The following is a 19,855-nucleotide window of genomic DNA, read 5'->3' as shown; positions in this document are numbered from 1 at the left end:
TCAGTTTTCCTCCCGCAGGCGGTCCGCCGCCTGCTGCGCGGCACGGCCGCGCGGGCCGTGGAAGTAATCCTGCACCCAGGCGTCGGGGTTGGCCGCCACCTCGTCGAGGCTGCCGACCACCAGCACGCGCTTCTGCGACAGTACGGCGACGCGGTCGCAGATGGTGTAGAGGGTGTCCAGGTCGTGGGTGACCAGGAACACGGTGAGCCCGAAGGCCTCGCGCAAGGTCAGGATCAGTTGGTCGAAGGCCGCCGCGCCGATCGGGTCGAGGCCGGCGGTGGGTTCGTCGAGGAACAGGATGTCCGGGTCCAGGGCCAGGGCACGGGCCAGGGCGGCGCGCTTGACCATGCCGCCGGAGAGCTCCGCGGGGTACTTGGCGCCGGCTTCGGGGGGCAGACCGGCGAGGGAAATCTTCACCTTGGCCAGGTATTCGGCGTGCTCGCGGGACAGCCCTGCGTGCTCGATCAGCGGCAGGCAGACGTTCTCGCTGACGGTCAGCGAGGAAAACAGCGCGCCGTTCTGGAACAGCACGCCGAAGCGCCGTTCGATCTGCGAGCGGCGTTCCGGCGGCAGCGCCAGCAGGTCTTGGCCGAACACGTGGATGCTGCCCGCCTGGGGCCGGCGCAGGCCGATGATGGCGCGCAGCAGCACCGACTTGCCGGTGCCCGAGCCGCCGACCACGCCGAGGATTTCGCCGCGACGCACCTCTAGGTCGAGGTGCTCGTGCACCGCGTGGCTGCCGAAGGCGTTGGTCAGGTCGCGGACCTGGATGATGGCGTCGTCGCTCACCAGCCCATCTCCATGAAGAACAGCGCGGCGATGGCGTCGATGAGGATCACCGCGAAGATCGACTGGACCACCGCCGAGGTGGTGTGCTCGCCCACCGACTGCGCGCTGCCGCTGACCCGGAAGCCTTCCAGGCAGCCGATCACGGCGATGATGAAGGCGAATACCGGCGCCTTGACCATGCCGACGAGGAAGTGCTGCACGGCGATGTCGTTCTGCAGCATGACCATGAACATGCGCGGCGAGATGTCCAGCGACAGCGCGCAGACCACGCCGCCGCCGACGATGCCGGAGATCATCGCCAGGAAGGTCAGCATCGGCAGCACCAGCAGCAGCGCCAGCACCCGTGGCAGCACCAGTAGCTCCATGGGGTCGAGGCCGAGGGCGCGGATGGCGTCGATCTCCTGGTTCGACTTCATCGAGCCGATCTGCGCGGTGAAGGCGCTGGCGGTGCGCCCGGCGAGGAGGATGGCGGTGAGCAGCACGCCGAATTCGCGGAGGAACGAGAAGCCCACCAGGTCGACGGTGTAGATGGCCGCGCCGAACTTGTTCAGCACGGTGGCGCCGAGGAAGGCCACCACGGCGCCGACCATGAAGGTCAGCAGGGCGACGATGGGCACCGCGTCGAGGCCGGTCTGCTCCATGTGCGCGGCCAGCGAGGTGGGCCGCCAGCGTTTCGGGTTGAGGCCGCAGCGCAGCAGGCTTTCCAGGGTCAGGCCGATGAAGCCGAGGACGCCGACCAGGTCCTTGCCGAAGGTCTGCATGGCCACGCCGATGCGTTCCAGCAGGTCGACCAGGGCGTTGCCCGGCGGCGGCGCCTTCTCGTGCAGGCGGCACTGGGTGATGGAGCCGCCCACGGCGCGCAGCAGGTCGCGGCGTTCCTTGGGCACCTGTGCGGCGACCTCGTCCAGGCGCTGCAGGCCGCTGGCGCCGAGGAGGTCGGCGAGCAGGCTGGCGCCGGCGGTGTCGAGGCTGCCGAGCTGGTCGAAGTCGAAGCCGCCGCTGTGGCGCTGGCTTTCCTCGACCTGGGCGATCTGCCGCTGCAGGTCGGCGAAATGCGCGAGCGTCCAGTCGCCGCTGATGCGCAGCAGGGGCGGGGAGGCGGAGGTATCCAGGCGCAGCTGGCCGGCTTGAGCGGTTTCGGTCATCCCACGAAGTCTAGCGGAGTTGCGTGGCGGCACCATCCGTCGAATTCCCGGCAGCGCGGTAACAGGATATTTCTTGACTTCGTTAGCATGCTATTTAATAGTTTGGTCAAGTTTCTGCCGGTATGCCGTTCCATGCCTGCCTCCTTCAGCCTCTTCGTCGAGTTCTTCCACGCCGTGACGCGGCCGCGCCGCAGCGACCTGCAGTTCGCCGCCAAGTCGGTGCTGGCGGGGATTCTCGCGCTCTACCTGGCCTTCCGCTTTGAGCTGCAGCAACCGCAGTGGGCGTTGGTGACGGTGTTCGTGGTGAGCCAGCCGCTGAGCGGCATGGTCCTGGCCAAGAGCGTGTTCCGCCTGCTCGGTACCTGCATCGGGGCCATGGTCTCGGTGGCGCTGATCGCCCAGTTCGGCCAGGCGCCGCTGCCGTTCCTGCTGGCCATGGCCGCCTGGCTGGCGTTCTGCACCGCCGGCGCCTCGCTGCTGCAGAACTTCTCGTCCTACGGTTTCGTCCTCGCCGGCTACACGGCGGCGATAGTCGCGCTGCCCTCCAGCGCCGCGCCCATGACGGTGTTCGACCAGGCCGTGGCGCGCTGCTCGGAGATCGGCCTGGGCATCCTCTGCGCCTGCCTGTTGAGCATCGTGCTGTGGCCGCGGCGGGTGCAGCTGCAGCTGGCGGAGCAGGGCCGCAGCACCTGGGAGACCGGCCTGCAGGCGGCCGCCGCCGAGCTGACCGGGGCCGACGAGCGCGGCCCGCTGATCCGCGCCATCGGCCGCATCGTCGCGGTGGACGCGCAGCGCGAGCACGCCTGGTTCGAGGGTGGCAGCGGGCGCCGCCGGGCCCAGGCCCTGCGCGTGCTGAACGCTGACCTGCTGGGCCTGCTGCGCGCGGCGCGCAAGGTGGCGCGCGAGTGGCGGCTGCTCGACCGGGCCGCCGGCGCCGCGCTGGAACCCTGGCGGCGCGAGGTCATGGAGCTGCTGGAGAAAGCCGACTACCGCGCCTTCGACGCCACCCGCGAGCGCCTTGGCGACGCCGCGCAGGCGCTCGACGACGCCCAGCAGCGCCTGTGCCTGGAATGCCTGGCACGCACCCTGGAACTGGCCGCAGAAGCGCAGCGCAGCATGCAGGCGCTGATCTACGGCGAGGCGCCGCGCAACGCGCCGGGGGTGATCGTCTGGCACCGCGACATCGAGCGCGGCCTGCTCTACGGCCTGCGCAGCGCCCTGGCGTTCCTCTGCGTCTCGGCCTTCTGGCTGGCCAGCACCTGGCCCAGCGGCCTGGGCGCGGTGTCCATCACCGGAGTGGTGCTGAGCCTGTTCGCCAGCCGCGACAACCCGGCCAGCGCCGGGCTGAACTTCCTCCGTGGCATCGTCCTGTCGATCCCCCTGGCCGGCGTCGCCGGGCTGGTGATCCTGCCTCTGTGCGACGGCTTCCCGGCGCTGGCGGCGGTGCTCGGCGTGCCGCTGTTCCTTGCCGCGCTGTGCATGTCGCGGCCGGCGCTGACCGCCATCGCCTCGTCCTTCTGCATCTTCTATGTGAAGAACATCGGGCCGAGCAACGAGATGAGCTACGACCTCGGCCACTTCCTCAATTCGGCGCTGGCCACGGTGGTGGGCGTGGCCTTCGCCGTGCTGGTGTTCAACCTGGTGCGCCTGGCGCCCGGCCAGCGCCATTACCGTCGCGTGCTGGCGGCCATCCTCGCCGACCTGGCGCGCCTTACCCGTGGCCCGCTGCCGCTGGTGGAGGGCTGGTTCGACGGCCGCAGCGCCGACCGCCTGCTGCGCCTGGCGCAGTTCTACAGGAACCTGCCGGCCGAGCGCCGCGCGCGCTGGCGCGGCGGCCTGCTGGGGCTGGACCTGGGCGACGAGCTGCTGTTCCTCCGCGCGCGCCTGGCCGCTGCCCGCGGGCCGTTGCGGCGGGCGCGCGACGCCTACCTGCTGCGCCTGCACGGACTGCTGCTCGGCGGTGGCCCGCGCGCGGGGCGCGAGCAGGCCCTGGACGGCGCCAGCGTGGCGCTGTTCCAGGCGTTGGAAAACGACCACCGACTGGCGCCCGAGGACCGCGAACTGGCCCGCGCCACCCTGCTCCAGCTGCAGTTCATCTGGCTGCGCTGGTGCCGCCAGGACCCGGCCGCGCAGCCCGTCAGCGAGGCGCGACCCATCGCCGCCGCCGATTGACCGGCCACCCCGCCAGCCTCTAAGCTGCGCGCCTGCTACAGGTGCCTTCAGCCGCGGCTGAAGGTGAAACAGGGAAGCCGGTGGAACCGAGTTTTTCGGTCATTCCGGCGCTGCCCCCGCAACGGTAGGCGAGTCAGACGGTCGCAACAGCCACTGTGCCCATGGCATGGGAAGGCGCGACCGGGGAAGTTCCCGAACTTCCACTCGCGAGCCCGGAGACCGGCCCGTAGCTGAAGTCGACGCGCAGGATGCCGTCGGGCGCTGCCCTGGCCGCGCTCCGATCGCCCCGCGTCTTCCCGGTTTTGAGCCGCGCGGGTGAGAGCGGTGGAGCGATCAGGCAGATGAGCATTTCCCTTGCAGCCAAGGCCGCGTGCCGCCCGGCTGCCCTCCGTCGTTGTTCCCCGGCCTCCCGCGCCGCGCTTTCCCCTACGCCCAATCCGCCTCGGTGCCCCGGCATCGCGGGCACGGCCGCCCATGGCCAGGAGACAGAACGATGAGCGAATCCCCGGAAAAGGACGCCCGCCACCGCGAGCGCATGCAACGCAAGAAGGACGTGATCGACGAGAAGATCGCCCAGGCCCGGGACGAGCGCGGCGTGCTGCTGGTGCTCACCGGCAACGGCAAGGGCAAGAGCAGCTCGGCCTTCGGCATGCTCGCCCGCGCCCTCGGCCATGGCATGCAGGCCGGCGTGGTGCAGTTCATCAAGGGCGCCGCCAGCACCGGCGAGGAAGCCTTCTTCCGGCGCTTCCCCGAGCAGGTGCGCTACCACGTGATGGGCGAGGGCTTCACCTGGGAAACCCAGGACCGCCAGCGCGACATCGAGACGGCCCGCCAGGCCTGGGCCGTGGCCCGCGAGCTGCTGGCCGACCCGGCCGTCGGCCTGGTGCTGCTGGACGAACTGAACATCGCCCTCAAGCACGGCTACCTGGAGCTGGACAGCGTGCTCGCCGACATCGCCGCGCGCCCGCCGCACCAGCACGTGGTGGTCACCGGCCGCGCCGCGCAGCCGGGGATGATCGAAGCCGCCGACACCGTCACCGAGATGGGCCTGGTCAAGCACGCCTTCAAGGCCGGCATCAAGGCGCAGAAAGGGGTGGAGTTCTGATGGCGCCAGCGCGTCAGTGCCCGGCGCTGCTGATCGCCGCGCCCGCCTCCGGGCAGGGCAAGACCACCGTCACCGCCGCCCTGGCGCGCCTGCACGCGCGCCAGGGGCGCACGGTGCGGGTGTTCAAGGTCGGCCCGGACTTCCTCGACCCGATGATCCTCGCCCGCGCCAGCGGCGCGGCGGTCTACCAGCTGGACCTGTGGATGGTCGGCGAGGCCGAGAGCCGCCGCCTGCTCTGGGAAGCGGCGGGGGAGGCCGACCTGATCCTCATCGAGGGGGTGATGGGCCTGTTCGACGGCACGCCCTCGGCCGCCGACCTGGCGCGCGCCTTCAATGTGCCGGTGCTTGGCGTGATCAACGGCCAGGCCATGGCGCAGACCTTCGGCGCCCTCGCCGTGGGCCTGGCCACCTACCAGCCGGGCCTGCCGTTCTCCGGGGTGCTCGGCAACCGCGTCGGCAGCCAGCGCCACAGCGACCTGCTGCGCGAAAGCCTGCCCGAGTGGATTCGCTGGTACGGCGCCCTGCCGCGCAGCGCTGACCTGGAGCTGCCGAGCCGCCACCTGGGCCTGGTGCAGGCCGAGGAACTGGCCGACCTCGACGCGCGCCTGGACGCCGCCGCCGACGCCCTGGCCGCGAGCAGCGCGGTGGACCTGCCGCCGCCGGTGAGCTTCGCCGCGCCGACGCCGGATGTCGCCGCGTCGCCCCTTGCCGGGGTGCGCATCGGCGTGGCCCGCGACGCCGCCTTCGCCTTCCTCTACCAGGCCAACCTCGACCTGCTGCGCGACCTGGGCGCCGAGCTGCGCTTTTTCTCGCCGCTGAGCGACGAGCGCCTGCCGGAGGTGGACAGCCTCTACCTGCCCGGCGGCTACCCCGAGCTGCACCTGGCGCAGCTGGAGAACAACCGCGCCATGGCCGAGGCCATCCGCGCCCACCACGCCGCCGGCAAACCGTTGCTGGCCGAGTGCGGCGGCATGCTCTACCTGCTCGACGGCCTGACCGACGCCAGCGGTCTGTGCGGCCAACTGCTCGGCCTGCTGCCCGGCCGCGCCACACTGCAGAAGCGCCTGGCCGCGCTGGCGTTGCAGGAAGTCGAGTTGCCCGAAGGCCCGCTGCGTGGCCACACCTTCCACCATTCATTGCTGGACACCCGCCTGGAGCCGGCCCTGCGCGGCAGCTGCCCGAACGCCAAGCCGGTGGCCGAGGCGGTGTTCCGCCTGGGCCGGCTGACCGCGTCCTACATCCACTTCTACCTGCCGTCGAACCCGGCGGCCGCCGCCGCGATCTTCCGCCCATGAGCGAACACGCCTACAGCCCCGAGGAACGCGCGGCCATCTACCGCGCCATCGCCGAACGCCGCGACATGCGCCACTTCAGCGGCGGCACGGTGGCGCCCGAGCTGCTGGCGCGCCTGCTCGAAGCGGCGCACCAGGCGCCCAGCGTCGGCCTGATGCAGCCGTGGCGGTTCATCCGCGTCACCCGTCCGGAGCTGCGCGAGGCCATCCACGGCCTGGTGGAGGAGGAGCGGGTGAAGACCGCCGAGGCCCTGGGCGAGCGTTCCGACGAATTCATGCGGCTGAAGGTCGAGGGCGTCCGCGACTGCGCCGAGTTGCTGGTGGCGGCGCTGGCCGATGGCCGCGAGGCCCACGTCTTCGGCCGCCGCACGCTGCCGCAGATGGACCTGGCCTCGCTGGCCTGCGCCATCCAGAACCTCTGGCTGGCGGCTCGCGCCGAAGGCCTGGGGATGGGCTGGGTGTCGCTGTTCGAGCCGGCCGCCCTCGGCGAACTGCTTGGCCTGCCGGCCGGCAGCGAGGCTGTGGCGGTGCTTTGCCTGGGCCCGGTGGAGGGCTTCTATCCGGCGCCGATGCTGGCCCTGGAGGGCTGGCGCCAGCCGCGCCCGTTGAGCGAACTGCTTTACCACGATCACTGGGGGGAACGTCCATGAGCCTGGCCCTGTTGAGCGTCGTCGGGGTGGCCCTCGACGGCCTGTTGGGGGAGCCGAAGAGCTGGCACCCGCTGGTCGCCTTCGGTCGTCTGGCCGACCGCCTGGAGCGCCGCTTCAACCGCGCGCGCGAGGCGGCCGACCCGAACACCCCCGGCCTCGGCTGGCGCAGCCACGGCGTCACGGCCTGGGCCCTGGCCGTGCTGCCGCTGACCTTCGCGACCTGGCTGCTTACGCTGATTCCGCACCTGGGCTGGCTGGTCTGTGCCGTGGCGCTGTATGCCGCCATCGGCCTGCGCAGCCTCGGCGAGCACGCCGAGCCGGTGGCCCTGGCGCTGCGCGACGGCGACCTGGCGCAGGCGCGCGAGCGCGTCGGCTACATGGTCAGTCGCGAGACCGCCGAACTGGACGCCAGCGCGGTGGCCAAGGCCGCCACCGAGTCGGTGCTGGAGAACGGCAGCGACGCGGTGTTCGCCGCGCTCTTCTGGTTCGCCGTGGCCGGCGCGCCGGGCGTGGTGCTCTATCGCCTGAGCAACACCCTGGACGCCATGTGGGGCTACCGCAACCCGCGCTTCGAACGCTTCGGCTGGGCCGCGGCGAAGATCGACGATGCCCTCAACTACATTCCCGCGCGCCTGGTCGCGTTGACCTACGCGCTGCTCGGCAACACCCGCCTGGCCCTGCGCAGCTGGCGCCACCAGGCGCCGCAGTGGGACAGCCCCAACGCCGGCCCGGTGATGGCCGCCGGCGCCGGCGCCCTGGGTGTGGCCCTGGGCGGCAACGCGGTCTACCACGGCGAACTGCACGAACGCCCGCCACTCGGCGATGGCCCGGCGCCGGGCGCCCGCGACATCTGGCGGGCCCTGGCCCTGGTGCGTCAGGGCGTGCTGCTGTGGCTGCTGGCGATCCTCGGCGTGGGAGCGCTGCTGCATGCTTGAGCACGGCGGAAAGCTGCGCGTGGCGGCGCGGCGCTATGGCATTCCCTTGGAGGACTGGCTCGACCTGTCCACCGGCATCGCGCCCTGGCCGTGGCCGCTGGCGACGATTCCACCAAGCGCCTGGCAGCGCCTGCCGGAGGACGACGACGGCCTGGAACGCGCCGCCAGCGCCTACTACGGCTGCGCGTCGCTGCTGCCGGTGGCGGGCAGCCAGGCGGCGATCCAGAGCCTGCCGCGCCTGCGCGCGGCGGGTCGGGTCGGGGTGCTCGCGCCGTGCTACGCCGAGCACGCGGCGGCCTGGAGGGCCTGCGGCCACGAATTGCTGGAGCTGGCCGACGAGCAGGTCGACGGCCTGCTCGACCAGCTCGACGTGCTGCTGCTGGTCAACCCGAACAACCCCACCGGGCGGCGCTTCGACCCCGAACGCCTGCTCGCCTGGCATGCGCGGCTGAGCGCCCGTGGCGGCTGGCTAGTGGTCGATGAAGCCTTCATGGACGCCACCCCCGAGCGCAGCCTGCTGCCCCTGGCCGGCGGCCAGCCGGGCCTGCTGGTGCTGCGCTCGCTGGGCAAGTTCTTCGGCCTGGCCGGCGCGCGCCTGGGCTTCGTCTTCGCCGAGGCGCAGCTGTTGCAACGCCTGGCCACGCTGCTCGGGCCCTGGTCCATCAGCGGGCCGACCCGCTGGGTGGCGCAACAGGCGTTGGCCGACACCGCGCTGCATGAGCTGCGCCGCGCCGAGCTGGAACGCAGTGGCGCGCGCCTGGCCGGACTTCTGGCCGAGCACCGGCTACTGACCCAGGGCACGACGCTGTTCCAGTGGCTTGCCTATCCTCGGGCGGCAGAACTGCACGAGCATCTGGCGCGCCGGGGCATCCTGGTGCGCCACTTCGATACCCCGCCGAGCCTGCGCTTCGGCCTGCCCGCCGACGAGTCCGGCTGGGCGCGCCTGCGCCAGGCCCTCGGCGAATGGAGCCCGACATGACGACCCTGATGGCGCAAGGCGCTACTTTGATGGTGCAAGGCACTACTTTGATGGTGCAGGGCACCACCTCCGACGCCGGCAAGAGCACCCTGGTGACCGCGCTGTGCCGCTGGCTGCGCCGCCAGGGCGTGGCGGTGGCGCCGTTCAAGCCGCAGAACATGGCGCTGAACAGCGCGGTGACCGCCGACGGTGGCGAGATCGGCCGCGCCCAGGCGGTGCAGGCCCAGGCCAGCCAGCTGGCGCCGCACACCGACATGAACCCGGTGCTGCTCAAGCCCAACAGCGACACAGGCGCGCAGATCATCATCCACGGCCGCGCGGTGACCAGCATGGATGCCGCCGCCTACCACGACTACAAGCGGGTGGCGCTGCAGGCGGTGCTGGAGTCGCACCAGCGGCTGAGCGCAGCCTACGACGTGGTTATGGTCGAGGGCGCCGGCTCGCCGGCGGAGATCAACCTGCGCGCCAACGACATCGCCAACATGGGCTTCGCCGAAGCGGTGGACTGTCCGGTGATCCTCATCGCCGACATCGACCGCGGCGGCGTCTTCGCCCACCTGGTCGGCACCCTGGAACTGCTCTCGGCCAGCGAACGGGCGCGGGTGAAAGGCTTCGTCATCAACCGCTTCCGTGGCGACATCGGCCTGCTGCAACCGGGCCTGGACTGGTTGGAGGAACGTACCGGCATCCCGGTGCTCGGCGTGCTGCCGTACCTGATGGACTTCCACCTGGAAGCCGAGGACGCCATCGACCTGCGCCAGGCCGCCAAGGCCGGGGAGAGCCTGAAGGTGGTGGTGCCGGTGTTGCCGCGCATCAGCAACCACACCGACTTCGACCCGCTGCGCCTGCACCCGCAAGTGCAGCTCAGCTTCGTCGGCCCCGGCCAGGCGATGCCGGCGGCGGACCTGATCATCCTGCCCGGCTCCAAGAGCGTGCGCGCGGACCTGGCGTTCTTCCGCGCCCAGGGCTGGGACGCCGCCATCGAGCGCCACCTGCGCTATGGCGGCAAGCTGCTGGGCATCTGCGGCGGGCTGCAGATGCTCGGCCGCACGCTGTCCGACCCGCACGGTCTGGAAGGCGCCGCCGGCGACAGCGCCGGGCTCGGCTGGCTGGAGCTGGACACCGTGCTGGAACCAGAAAAGCAACTGCGCAACGTGCGCGGCCGGCTGGCGCTGGAAGACGCCGAGGTCGGCGGCTACGAGATCCACGCCGGCGTCACCCGCGGCCCCGCGCTGGAGCATCCGGCGGTGCGCCTGGACGACGGCCGTTGCGATGGCGCGTTGAGCGCGGACGGCCAGGTCATGGGCACCTACCTGCACGGCCTGTTCGAATCCCCGGCCGCCTGCAGCGCGCTGCTGCGCTGGGCCGGCCTGGGCGAGGTAGCCGAGCTGGACTACCAGGCGCTGCGCGAGCGCGACATCGAACGCCTGGCCGACCAGGTGGAGGCGCACCTGGACACCGCGAAGCTGAAAACCCTGTGCGGCCTTTGAGCCAAGGAGCGCAGTTGCGGCTCTTCGTAGGACATGATTCCCCCGGAGAAAACCCATGCTTGAACTGATCCTCGGCGGCGCCCGCTCCGGCAAGAGCCGCCTGGCCGAGCGCCTGGCCCAGGGCAGCGGCCTGCCGGTCACCTACTTCGCCACCGCGCAGGTCGGCGACGGCGAGATGAGTGAGCGCATCCGCCAGCACCGCCAGCGCCGCCCGGCCGAATGGGGCCTGGTGGAGGAGCCGCTGCGCCTGGCCCGGCGCCTGGCCGAGCACGCCGCGCCGGAGCGCTGCCTGCTGGTCGACTGCCTGACCCTGTGGCTGACCAACCTGTTGCTCGCCGACGACGGCGCGCACCTGCAAACGGAAATCGACGACCTGCTGGCCACGCTGCCCGGACTGCCCGGGCGGATCATCCTGGTCAGCAACGAAACCGGGCTGGGCGTGGTGCCCCTGGGCGAGCTGACGCGACGCTACGTCGACCAGGCCGGCTGGCTGCACCAGGCCCTGGCCGAACTCGGCGAGCGCGTGGTGTTCACCGTCGCCGGCCTGCCCATGACCCTCAAGGGAGACCCCGTATGAGCCTGCAATGGTGGCGCGAGCCGTGCCAACCCGTGGACCGCGTGGCGCGCGACAAGGCCGCCGCGCGCCAGGACCAGTTGACCAAGCCGCGCGGCGCCTTGGGCCGCCTGGAAGAGGTGGCGATCCAGCTCGCCGGGCTGCAGGGCCGCGAACGCCCGAGCCTGGAGCAGGTCTGGATCGCCCTCTTCGCCGGCGACCACGGGGTGGTCGCCGAAGGTATCTCGGCCTACCCGCAGGCGGTGACCGGCGAGATGCTGCGCAACTTCGTGCGCGGCGGCGCGGCCATCAGCGTGCTGGCCCGCGACCTGGGCGCGCGCCTGGAAGTGATCGACCTCGGCACCGCCGTGCCGCTGGAGCCGCTGCCCGGCGTGCTGCACCTGATGGTCGGCGCCGGCACCCTGAACTTCGCCCGCGAGCCGGCGATGACCGCCGCGCAATGCCTGATCGCCCTGGAAGCCGGGCGCGAGTCCGTGCGCCGCGCGCGCCAGGCCGGCAGCGACCTGTTCATCGGCGGCGAGATGGGCATCGGCAACACCACCTGCGCCGCCGCCCTGGCCTGCGGCCTGCTCGGCGAGCGAGCGTGCGTGCTGGTCGGCCCCGGCACCGGGCTGGACGCCAAGGGCGTGGCGCACAAGGCCGAGGTGATCGAGCGTGCCCTGGCCCTGCACGGCGCGCATTGCGCCGATCCCTTCGAGGCGCTGTGCCGCCTCGGCGGTTTCGAGGTGGCGGCGCTGGCCGGCGCCTACCTGGCGTGCGCGCAGAAGGGCGTGGTGGCCCTGGTGGATGGCTTCATCTGCAGCGTCGCCGCGCTCTGCGCGGTGCGCCTGAACCCGCACTGCCGCGACTGGCTGCTGTTCGCCCACAGCGGCGCCGAGCCGGGCCACCAGCGCGTGCTCCAGGCCCTGGAGGCGCAGCCGCTGCTGGACCTCGGCCTGCGCCTGGGCGAGGGCAGCGGCGCGGCCCTGGCGGTGCCGCTGCTGCGCCAGGCCTGCCGGCTGCACGGGGAGATGGCGACCTTCGCCGAGGCGGCGGTGTCGGACCGCCCGGCATGAGCCTGCGCCTGGACCTGCTGCGCCACGGCGAGACCGAGCGCGGCGGTGGCTTTCGCGGGCGCCTGGACGACGACCTGACCGCCGCCGGCTGGACGCAGATGCAGGCCGGCCTGGGCCTGGAGTTGCCGTGGCATGCGCTGGTCAGCTCGCCGCTGCGTCGTTGCGCGGCCTTCGCCGAGCGCCTGGCGGCCTCCAGCGGTTTGCCGCTGTACCTCGAGGCCGATCTGCGCGAGCTGGATTTCGGCGAGTGGGAAGGGCTTTCCGCAGCTACGCTGATGGAGACTGATAGCGATGCGCTAGCTCGCTTCTGGAACGACCCCTACGCCTTCACTCCGCCGGGCGGCGAGCCGCTGGCGGCGTTCGAGGCGCGGGTGTTCGCCGCCCTGGAGCGACTCTACGCCACGCACGCCGGAAAACACCTGCTGCTGCTCACCCATGGCGGCGTGATGCGCCTGCTCGGCGCCCGCGCGCTGGGCCTGCCGCGCGAACAGCTGTTGCAGGTGAGCGTCGCCCATGGCGAGCGGATGGCGTTGCGGGTCGAGCCGCGAGACGGCGGCTGGAGCATCCGGACGATCGAGCCCGACGCCTTGAGCACACCCCGATGAGCAACCTGTTCCTGCCCCTGATCGCCCTGCAGTTCCTCACCCGCGTCCCCATTCGCCTGGGCGAGGTGCCGTCGCCCGAGCAGTTCGGCCGCGCCACCCTGTTCTACCCGCTGGTGGGGCTGCTGATGGGCGGGCTGCTGTACCTGCTCGGCTACCTGTTCGGCGAGACCCACCTGCTGCTCCACGCCGCGTTGCTGCTGGCGGTGTGGGTGGCGTTCAGCGGCGCCCTGCACCTGGACGGCCTGGCCGACACGGCGGACGCCTGGGTCGGCGGCCTGGGCGACCGCGAGCGCACCCTGGCGATCATGAAGGACCCGCGCAGCGGCCCGGTCGCGGTGGTGGTGCTGGTGGTCCTGCTGCTGCTGAAGGTCGCCGCCATCGCCGCGCTGCTCGACCAGCATCATCTCTGGGCCCTGCTGCTGGCGCCCTGGCTGGCGCGGGTGGCGCTGCCGCTGCTGTTCCTGACCACGCCCTACGCGCGCCCCGGCGGCCTCGGCCAGGCCCTGGCCGACCACCTGCCCCGGCGCGTGCTGCCGTGGATGCTGGCGTTGCACGCCGGGCTGATGCTGCTGACCGGGCTCAGCGGCGTCATCGCGCTGGTGGTGACCCTGGCGGTGTTCCTCTGGTGGCGCAGTTGCCTGATGACGCGTTTGGACGGCACCACCGGGGATACCGCCGGCGCGCTGGTGGAACTGGTGGAGTGCGCGGTGCTGCTAGCCCTGGCGATCTAGCCGGACGTGAGCCGGCAGTTCGTAGGGCGCATAACGCCTCCAGCGTTATCCGCCGTTTCAGTGCATTGGCCAACGGCGGATAACCGCGAACGGTTATCCGCCCTACGGTTGGGCATCGTCGCAGGGTTTGTCCGGAACCCTCAGCCCAGCGTCTCCGGCGGCGCCTCGTAGCTCCCCGACTCGTAGCTCACCCCGTGCCGGATCTTCGGCGGCGCGTCGCCGACGTGCAGGCTGCTGACGGTGTCGATCACCGTCTTGTCCTCCAGGGTCATGCGGTCGAGCATGCGCAGGTGGCCGATCCAGTTGTCCACCAGGAACACTTCCTGCCAGGCCTCCTTGTCGCTGATGTCGCGGTACAGCGACCAGCGCTCGGCGCCATTGCGCAGGCGTAGGCGGCGCAGCGGGTTGGCGGCGCGGACGAAGTCGCGGGTGCGCTCCACCGGGATGCGGTACTCGATGGTCACCAGCACCGAGCCGCGCTGGGTGTCGAAGACGAAGGTCGGCTCGCCCGGCAGCGCGCTCGGTGCGCGGGCGATGCTGCCGGGGTCGAGCTCCGGCAGCCGCGAGTTGTACAGCAGCGCCACGGAGATCAGCAGCAGCACCCCGGCAGCGAGCAGCGCGCCCTGCACACCCATGGTCTCGGCGAAGTGGCCCCAGAGGAACGAACCCAGGGCCAGGCCACCGTAGAGGGCGGTCTGGTAAAGCGCCAGGGCGCGCGCCTTGACCCAGTCCGGCACCAGGATCTGCACCGCCGAGTTGTAGCTGGCCACCGCGGCGATCCAGCAGCTGCCGCCGACGATCAGCGCCGGGAAGAGAATCCAGAGATTATCCACCCCGCCGAGGATCAGCAGCACCAGGCCGAGGGTGCCGCCGCCCAGGCTGATCAGGCGGCTGGTGCCGATCAGCTTGCGCAGGCGGCCGACCAGGGTGCTGCCGACGATGGCGCCCAGGCCCAGGGCGCCGAGCATGTAGCCGTACACCGAGGCGTTGCCGTCCGGGTTGCGGTGCGCCAGCAGCGGCAGCAGCGCCCAGACCGCGCTGGCGGACAGGCCGAACACCGCCGAGCGCAGCATCACCAGGCGGGTCACGCTGGAGTACTGGGTGAAGCGCAGCGCCGCCACCACGCCTTCGAAGATGTGCTCCGGCGGCAGGGTGCGCTTGGGCACCTCGCGGCGCCATTGCCAGATGGCCCAGATCAGCGAGGCGTAGCACAGGCAGTTGAACAGGAACACCCAGGGCGCGCCGGTGGCCGACAGCAGCAGGCCGCCGATGGCCGGGCCGACGGCGCGGGCGACGTTGTAGTTGACGCTGTTGAGCAGCACCGCGTCGCCCACCAGGCTCGCCGGCACCTGCTCGTTCACCGCCGCCTGCCAGGCCGGGATGGTGATCGAGCTGCCCAGCGACAGCCAGAGGATCGAGGCGATCAGCAGCAGCGGGTCGAGGTAGCCGAAGAACGCCAGGACGGTCACCAGGGCGGCGCCGGAGAGTTCGATGGTCAGCCCCACCAGCATGATCTTGCGACGGTCGTGGTTGTCCGCCAGCACCCCGGAGAGGATAGACAGCAGCACCAGCGGCAGCGCCGAGGCGACCTGGATCATCGCCACCATCAGCGGGCTGGCGTGGGCCTCGGTGACCACCCAGGCGGCGGCCACCGATTGCGCCCAGGTGCCCAGGTTGGCGAACAGGTTGCAGATCCAGATGATGCGGAAGGCGGCGATGCCGAACGGCGCCAGGATGCCGCTGCGTTGCGGCTCGGCTTCGTTCTTCAGCGGCAGGTCGTGCTTGGGTGAAACGGACTGGAGCATGGGTACGCCCTTGTACGGAATGGCCGGCGGGTCATGCCCGGCAAGTGTAGTGGGCGAGCCCGGCGGCGCCATTGATGGCGGTCAGCCATGGCCGCATCGGTGACTCGCGCTGGCTCGCCGCGACCGTGCCGCGTGGCCCCGGCATTGCTAGGCTGCGGCCCATCGTCCAGAAGAGTGGAGGCCCCATGAGCCACCTGTCGCGTTGTTGCCTGCTGTTGTCCCTGCTGATCCTGCCGCGCTGCCTCTGGGCCTGGTCCAACCACGCCGTGGGCAGCTACGCGGCGCTGGCGGCGCTGCCCGCCGTGGCCCAGGCGCCGGCGGTGCCGATGGAGCCGCTGGAGGCCTTCCTCGGCGCCGAGCGCGAGGGGCTGGCGAGCCTGCTCGACGAGCAGGAAAACTTCGCCCGCGAGCACTTCCGCAAGTACCCGGCGCGCCCCGACGCGCTGCGTTTCCAGGGCTCGGAGCAGGACCTGCGGCTGGCCTTTCTCGGCGCCCTGCGACTGAATCCGCAGATCCGCCTGGCCAACGCCATCCAGCCCGAGCCGGGCCGCGATCAGCCGGCGCGCCCGCCCCTGAACCTGGCCGACGTGTTGGTGTTCCACAATCTCGCCGGCTGGGCGCGCTGGCGCTTCATCGCCCTGCAGCCGGGCGAGCCGGTGGCGGCCCTGGCGGTGCTGGCCAGCGCCAGCGACGAGCCGGACTTCGGCCACGACATCGGCCTGTTCAGCGACAGCCCCGGTGAAGCCGGCCAGCGCTACGGCTTCGGCCCGCAGCCGTTCGGCGACCCGGGCTACGAGTTCAGCTCGCAGGCGCCGTTCCACATGGGCTTCTACCACGAGTCGGCGATCATCTTCGCCGGCGCGCCCTACCTCGCGCGCAGCTGGCCGGAGTGGCGCGCCTACCAGTTCCTCGGCCTGGCGCGCTATGCCTTCGAGCACGGCCACCCGTACTGGGGCTACCGCTTCCTCGGCTGGTCGATGCATTACGTCCAGGACCTGACCCAGCCCTACCACAGCACCCCGCTGCCCGGCGAAACCACCGCCAGCATGCTGTGGACGGCGCTCAAGGCCATGGCCGGCTTCGACGCCGACAAGAAGGCCGCCATCAGCCGCGTGGCCAGCCGCCACCTGGGCGTGGAGCGCTACCAGCTCGACTGGCTGCTGGAGTCGCTGCGCGCGCCGCGGGGCTCGGCGCTGCTCGCCGCCTACGCGGACACCCGCACCGACGGCAGCTACCCGGCCTATTCGGTGGACTATCCACGCGAGGTGGTGGCGGCCGAATCCCACGCTCACGCGGCGGCCTTCGATGCGGCGATCGGTCACTGGTTGGCAACAATCCCGGCGGACGCCGGCGGCGGTTTCAGCGCCGGCAATGCGGTGGCGCCGCTGCGGCACGATGTGCAGCTGGACGAGCAGTTGCTGGGCTTGATCCGGGCGTTCGGGGCGCACAGCCGCAACCTGGCGAGGTCGGCGCTGCAGCAGTAGGGCGAGGGGGCGAAGCGGGGAGGGTGAGGCTGGCGCGACGCGCCGCGAAGGGGGCGTGGACCCTTCGCGGTGGCGTCTCAGGGTGAGGTTAGCCGCCAGTGCAGCCGTTGCCCCAGACCTGGTACTCGACGGTATGGCGCTGACCTTTGGAATCGTCGTAGGTCATCTGTGCGGGGACGATGCCGCACTGATTGGAAACGTCGGTGGTGGAAACCACGTGGGCGACGTCCAGCTCCATGCCGTAGGTGTATTGCTCCACTGCCGGACTCTGAGGTTGGGCAGCAGCGTCCGCCTGCGCAGCGAGGGCGAGCGAAGAGAAGCTGGCCAGGGCCAGAACGACTAGGGCTTTCATGAATTTACCTGCCTTTTTCCCGAGCGGAGGCCGCGTCCGGGCGCACGCGGCCGGGACGAAGTTCTGTGGCTTCATCGAGAAGGTGTATTTAGGGATGTATCGATCGGGTTCTTGGTGTTGCGGCGCGCTTCAACAGCAAGCAAATGGTAGGTCCGGGACGGGCATATTCATATGCCTGGAAGCCACAAATACCTCGTACTCACAGGCAACAATCCGCCAAGGACGCGGGTTTTCGGGGTGCTGCAGGTCAGAATGTCGCTGCGCTGTCATGTCGCGGCAAGGGGGCGATAGCCGAGCTTCCCGTAGGAGCGCGCCATGCGCGCGATTCGCGGGCGCGGCCCGCTCCTACGGGAACACCCATAACGCCAGCGGGCGTCGTAGGGCGCATAACCGTTCGCGGTTATCCGCCGTTGGCCCCGGCGCGGCGGTCGACGGCGGATAACGCCTGGGGCGTTATCCGCCTACGGTTTGCGAAGGGCGTATCGCGGCGTGCTCACACCCGCGAGGTTTCGCGCAGCGGCGAGCTGGGGTCGAGCAGCGAGGTGCGGATGAAGTGCAGGTAGCTGCACATGCGCCGCAGCGGCGAGGTTTCGAAGTGCGGCGGGCGCGGCTCCTGGGTAGTGCGGGTGCAGTGGATGGCATGTTCCACCGCCGCCAGGGCGCGCAGCCGGTTGTTCTCGCTGGGCTGGATGAACAACCGGATCAGCGCCCGGCCCATCACCCGGATGGCGCGGCGCCAGGGCATGCGCTCGGCGTACCAGGGCTCGTCCGGCAGGCGATCCTGCTCGCGGCGCAGCTCGATGATCGCCAGGCCCACTTCCTGCACCTGGAACATCCAGCGCAGCAGCCGGCGCTGCACATCCGGGCGGCCGCTGGCGAGGCCGTAGGCCTGGTTGAGCAGGTCGCGGGTGCCGCTCTCGAAACCCGCCGACAGGCCCTTCAGCGGGTCGCTGATGGTGTGCACCACGCGCATCCGCAGCTCGGCCTCCAGGCGCCGCCACAGCCACGGGCGGTTGGGCGGCAGGATGACCATCGACGCCACCACCGCCATGGCCATCGACAGCAGCATGGCCAGGTATTCGTTGATGAAGGTGTAGGCGTCGTAGCGCGCCAGGTTGGCCGGCAGCGAGGCGATGCAGAACCACACCAGCAGGCCCACGCCGTAGCCGCTCCACTGTGGGCGGGTGATGAGGAAGGCACCGAGGGCGAACACCGGGGCGAGCACGAAGCACAGCAGCGGGAAGCCATCCAGGTGCGGCAGCACGCGGAAGGTCAGGATGAAACCGAGGCTGGCGCCGAGCAGGGTGCCCAGGGTCAGCTGCAGCGACAGGCGCTTGGGGTTGGGCGAGGCCGAGGACAGCGCGGCGATCAGCACCGAGGTGAGGGTGAAGGTCGCGCCGCTGACCCAGGAGGTTTCGATCCAGAACACCCCGCCGACGATCACCAGCAGCCCGCAGCGCAGTCCGGCGACGGCCGCCGCCACGGCGTTGGCCTTGGGCGTGAAGCGCTCCTTCCACTGCTCACGGGCGTGGCGGTGGGCGGCCAGCGAAGCGTGGGTCTGGGCGTAGTCGTGGAGGTCGCCGACGAAGCGGAACAGCAGCTCGGCGGCGGTCTCGAAGTCCAGCTGGTCGGCGTCGCGCGGGCAGGCGTGGCCGAGGCGCGCGCGGGCGTCGCGGATCTGCGGCATGAGCTGCTGGCGGCAGTGTTCCAGCTGCGCGGCGAGGAAGGCCGCGTCGGCGTCGCGCAGCGGTCGGCCGTGCCAGCCGGCGAGCAGGCCGCCGACTTCCACCAGGCATGGCATCAGCACTTCCAGTACGGCCGCCGCCTGGCGTTCGCGCAGGCGGTCGAGCAGCCGCTGCAGGGCGTGGAAGCGCGTGGTCAGCTGCATGAATTCGCTGTTCAGGCGCGCCAGGCGGCCGCTGCGCAGGCGCATGTGCGGGTCTTCGAAGGCGGTGACGTTGCGCAGGTTCTCCAGGCCCACCGCCTCGGCGGCGATGCGCGCGGCGGCCTGCTCGAAGCGGGCGTGGTCGAGGGTGCCTTCCAGGCCGGCGGCGGCCAGCCCGGCGAAGTCGCCGAAGCGCGTGTCGAGGGCGTTGCGCAGCGCGGCGCTGCTGGTCTGCGGCAGCACCAGGGCGCTCACCAGGCCGGTGCAGAAGATGCCCAGGGTGATCTCCAGCACCCGCCACAGCGCGGCCATGAAGGCGCCCTCGGGGTGCAGGGTGGCGGGAATCCCGATCATCACCGCGGTGTAGCCGGCGAGCAGGCAGGCGTAGGCGCGGAAGTCGCGGTAGCGCGCGGCGCCGGCGGTGCACAGGCCGACCCAGATCGACACGCAGAGCAGGAACAGCACGCGCTCCTGGGCGAACAGGGCGATGAAGGTGACCATCACCGCAAGCCCGGCGAGGGTGCCGAGGATGCGGTAGAAACTCTTCGCCAGCACCTGGCCGCTCTGCGGTTGCAGCACGATGAAGGCGCTGACCAGCACGGTGTTCGGCTGCGGCAGCTCCAGGCGGTAGGCCAGCCAGAGGGCGAGGAAGGCGGTGAGCAGGGTCTTGGCGATGAACACCCAGGTCACCCCGTCGCTGCGGGCCCAGGCGGACGCCGCCTGGCGCAGCGCGTCGGCGTCGGGCAGGCGCGCGCTGATGCGGGTCATGGCGTTCATCGGGTCGGGCGATACAGTGGCGAGGAAGGG

17 protein-coding genes and 1 riboswitch are annotated in these 19,855 nt (G+C 71.2%); of the genes, 12 read left to right on the top strand and 5 right to left on the bottom strand.

The window, feature by feature from the left end:
* Positions 1 to 792, bottom strand: coding sequence for an ABC transporter ATP-binding protein (locus P3W75_RS09475; RefSeq protein ID WP_276227128.1), 792 nt, complete (start codon positions 790 to 792; stop codon positions 1 to 3).
* Positions 786 to 1,934 carry an MlaE family ABC transporter permease gene (locus P3W75_RS09470; protein WP_276227115.1) on the bottom strand — a complete coding sequence of 383 codons (1,149 nt, stop codon included), beginning with the start codon at positions 1,932 to 1,934 and terminating at the stop codon, positions 786 to 788. Before P3W75_RS09470 ends, P3W75_RS09475 begins: the two co-directional genes overlap by 7 nt.
* Before the next feature lie 132 nt (positions 1,935 to 2,066).
* On the opposite strand from P3W75_RS09470, the gene P3W75_RS09465 reads away from it, so the two are divergent.
* The 11 genes from P3W75_RS09465 to P3W75_RS09415 all read left to right on the top strand — a co-directional run bounded on the left by P3W75_RS09465 (position 2,067) and on the right by P3W75_RS09415 (position 13,522).
* Positions 2,067 to 4,106, top strand: coding sequence for an FUSC family protein (locus P3W75_RS09465; RefSeq protein ID WP_276227114.1), 2,040 nt, complete (start codon positions 2,067 to 2,069; stop codon positions 4,104 to 4,106).
* Positions 4,107 to 4,128: 22 nt separating this feature from the next.
* A riboswitch (cobalamin riboswitch) is annotated at positions 4,129 to 4,348 on the top strand.
* Positions 4,349 to 4,599: 251 nt separating this feature from the next.
* Positions 4,600 to 5,211, top strand: coding sequence for a cob(I)yrinic acid a,c-diamide adenosyltransferase (cobO, locus tag P3W75_RS09460; protein ID WP_276227113.1), 612 nt, complete (start codon positions 4,600 to 4,602; stop codon positions 5,209 to 5,211).
* Positions 5,211 to 6,506, top strand: coding sequence for a cobyrinate a,c-diamide synthase (locus P3W75_RS09455; protein WP_276227112.1), 1,296 nt, complete (start codon positions 5,211 to 5,213; stop codon positions 6,504 to 6,506). The genes cobO and P3W75_RS09455 overlap by 1 nt, the downstream gene beginning before the upstream one ends.
* Complete coding sequence (bluB, locus tag P3W75_RS09450; protein ID WP_276227111.1) at positions 6,503 to 7,153, top strand: 5,6-dimethylbenzimidazole synthase; 651 nt, start codon at positions 6,503 to 6,505, stop codon at positions 7,151 to 7,153. The genes P3W75_RS09455 and bluB overlap by 4 nt, the downstream gene beginning before the upstream one ends.
* A complete protein-coding gene (cbiB, locus tag P3W75_RS09445) occupies positions 7,150 to 8,088 on the top strand; it encodes an adenosylcobinamide-phosphate synthase CbiB (RefSeq protein ID WP_276227110.1) in 939 nt (312 codons plus the stop codon). The genes bluB and cbiB overlap by 4 nt, the downstream gene beginning before the upstream one ends.
* Positions 8,081 to 9,067 (top strand): threonine-phosphate decarboxylase CobD, encoded by a 987-nt coding sequence (cobD, locus tag P3W75_RS09440; RefSeq protein ID WP_276227109.1) that lies wholly within the window; start codon positions 8,081 to 8,083, stop codon positions 9,065 to 9,067. Before cbiB ends, cobD begins: the two co-directional genes overlap by 8 nt.
* A 29-nt stretch (positions 9,068 to 9,096) precedes the next feature.
* Entirely contained in the window at positions 9,097 to 10,557 is a 1,461-nt protein-coding gene (locus tag P3W75_RS09435; protein ID WP_430765356.1) for a cobyric acid synthase, read from the top strand.
* Between the two features lie 55 nt (positions 10,558 to 10,612).
* Positions 10,613 to 11,134, top strand: coding sequence for a bifunctional adenosylcobinamide kinase/adenosylcobinamide-phosphate guanylyltransferase (cobU, locus tag P3W75_RS09430; RefSeq protein WP_276227108.1), 522 nt, complete (start codon positions 10,613 to 10,615; stop codon positions 11,132 to 11,134).
* Positions 11,131 to 12,186 (top strand): nicotinate-nucleotide--dimethylbenzimidazole phosphoribosyltransferase, encoded by a 1,056-nt coding sequence (gene cobT, locus P3W75_RS09425; RefSeq protein WP_276227107.1) that lies wholly within the window; start codon positions 11,131 to 11,133, stop codon positions 12,184 to 12,186. Before cobU ends, cobT begins: the two co-directional genes overlap by 4 nt.
* Complete coding sequence (gene cobC / locus P3W75_RS09420; RefSeq protein WP_276227106.1) at positions 12,183 to 12,791, top strand: alpha-ribazole phosphatase family protein; 609 nt, start codon at positions 12,183 to 12,185, stop codon at positions 12,789 to 12,791. Before cobT ends, cobC begins: the two co-directional genes overlap by 4 nt.
* On the top strand, positions 12,788 to 13,522 hold the full coding sequence (locus P3W75_RS09415; protein ID WP_276227105.1) for an adenosylcobinamide-GDP ribazoletransferase: 735 nt from the start codon (positions 12,788 to 12,790) through the stop codon (positions 13,520 to 13,522). The genes cobC and P3W75_RS09415 overlap by 4 nt, the downstream gene beginning before the upstream one ends.
* A 140-nt stretch (positions 13,523 to 13,662) precedes the next feature.
* On the opposite strand, the gene P3W75_RS09410 is transcribed toward P3W75_RS09415, so the two are convergent.
* A complete protein-coding gene (locus tag P3W75_RS09410; RefSeq protein ID WP_276227104.1) occupies positions 13,663 to 15,327 on the bottom strand; it encodes an MFS transporter in 1,665 nt (554 codons plus the stop codon).
* A gap of 185 nt (positions 15,328 to 15,512) precedes the next feature.
* Here P3W75_RS09410 and P3W75_RS09405 point away from each other — a divergent pair, with 185 nt between their 5' ends.
* Complete coding sequence (locus P3W75_RS09405; protein WP_276227103.1) at positions 15,513 to 16,811, top strand: phospholipase; 1,299 nt, start codon at positions 15,513 to 15,515, stop codon at positions 16,809 to 16,811.
* An 88-nt stretch (positions 16,812 to 16,899) separates the two neighbouring features.
* Here the strand turns inward: P3W75_RS09405 and P3W75_RS09400 are convergent, their stop codons facing one another.
* Together P3W75_RS09400 and P3W75_RS09395 are read right to left on the bottom strand one after the other, a co-directional pair.
* Positions 16,900 to 17,163, bottom strand: a complete 264-nt coding sequence (locus tag P3W75_RS09400) for a DUF2790 domain-containing protein (RefSeq protein WP_276227102.1) — start codon at positions 17,161 to 17,163, stop codon at positions 16,900 to 16,902.
* Between the two features lie 493 nt (positions 17,164 to 17,656).
* Positions 17,657 to 19,816, bottom strand: coding sequence for an FUSC family protein (locus P3W75_RS09395; RefSeq protein WP_276227126.1), 2,160 nt, complete (start codon positions 19,814 to 19,816; stop codon positions 17,657 to 17,659).
* Positions 19,817 to 19,855: the final 39 nt, after the last annotated feature.

Origin of the sequence: Pseudomonas citronellolis (assembly GCF_029335315.1) — a bacterium.
In the GTDB taxonomy this organism is placed as follows: Bacteria; Pseudomonadota; Gammaproteobacteria; order Pseudomonadales; family Pseudomonadaceae; genus Pseudomonas; species Pseudomonas citronellolis_A.
Note: the sequence above shows the minus strand (reverse complement) of the source record. Positions and strands in the feature narration are given on the sequence as shown.

Bases quoted from the DNA above. Each gene is read 5' to 3' on its own strand.
- P3W75_RS09470 (WP_276227115.1), bottom strand. From the start codon at position 1,934: ATGACCGAAACCGCTCAAGCCGGCCAGCTGCGCCTGGATACCTCCGCC.
- P3W75_RS09465 (WP_276227114.1), top strand. From the start codon at position 2,067: ATGCCTGCCTCCTTCAGCCTCTTCGTCGAGTTCTTCCACGCCGTGACG.
- cobO (WP_276227113.1), top strand. From the start codon at position 4,600: ATGAGCGAATCCCCGGAAAAGGACGCCCGCCACCGCGAGCGCATGCAA.
- P3W75_RS09455 (WP_276227112.1), top strand. From the start codon at position 5,211: ATGGCGCCAGCGCGTCAGTGCCCGGCGCTGCTGATCGCCGCGCCCGCC.
- bluB (WP_276227111.1), top strand. From the start codon at position 6,503: ATGAGCGAACACGCCTACAGCCCCGAGGAACGCGCGGCCATCTACCGC.
- cbiB (WP_276227110.1), top strand. From the start codon at position 7,150: ATGAGCCTGGCCCTGTTGAGCGTCGTCGGGGTGGCCCTCGACGGCCTG.
- cobD (WP_276227109.1), top strand. From the start codon at position 8,081: ATGCTTGAGCACGGCGGAAAGCTGCGCGTGGCGGCGCGGCGCTATGGC.
- P3W75_RS09435 (WP_430765356.1), top strand. From the start codon at position 9,097: ATGGTGCAAGGCACTACTTTGATGGTGCAGGGCACCACCTCCGACGCC.
- cobU (WP_276227108.1), top strand. From the start codon at position 10,613: ATGCTTGAACTGATCCTCGGCGGCGCCCGCTCCGGCAAGAGCCGCCTG.
- cobT (WP_276227107.1), top strand. From the start codon at position 11,131: ATGAGCCTGCAATGGTGGCGCGAGCCGTGCCAACCCGTGGACCGCGTG.
- cobC (WP_276227106.1), top strand. From the start codon at position 12,183: ATGAGCCTGCGCCTGGACCTGCTGCGCCACGGCGAGACCGAGCGCGGC.
- P3W75_RS09415 (WP_276227105.1), top strand. From the start codon at position 12,788: ATGAGCAACCTGTTCCTGCCCCTGATCGCCCTGCAGTTCCTCACCCGC.
- P3W75_RS09410 (WP_276227104.1), bottom strand. From the start codon at position 15,327: ATGCTCCAGTCCGTTTCACCCAAGCACGACCTGCCGCTGAAGAACGAA.
- P3W75_RS09405 (WP_276227103.1), top strand. From the start codon at position 15,513: ATGAGCCACCTGTCGCGTTGTTGCCTGCTGTTGTCCCTGCTGATCCTG.
- P3W75_RS09400 (WP_276227102.1), bottom strand. From the start codon at position 17,163: ATGAAAGCCCTAGTCGTTCTGGCCCTGGCCAGCTTCTCTTCGCTCGCC.
- P3W75_RS09395 (WP_276227126.1), bottom strand. From the start codon at position 19,816: ATGACCCGCATCAGCGCGCGCCTGCCCGACGCCGACGCGCTGCGCCAG.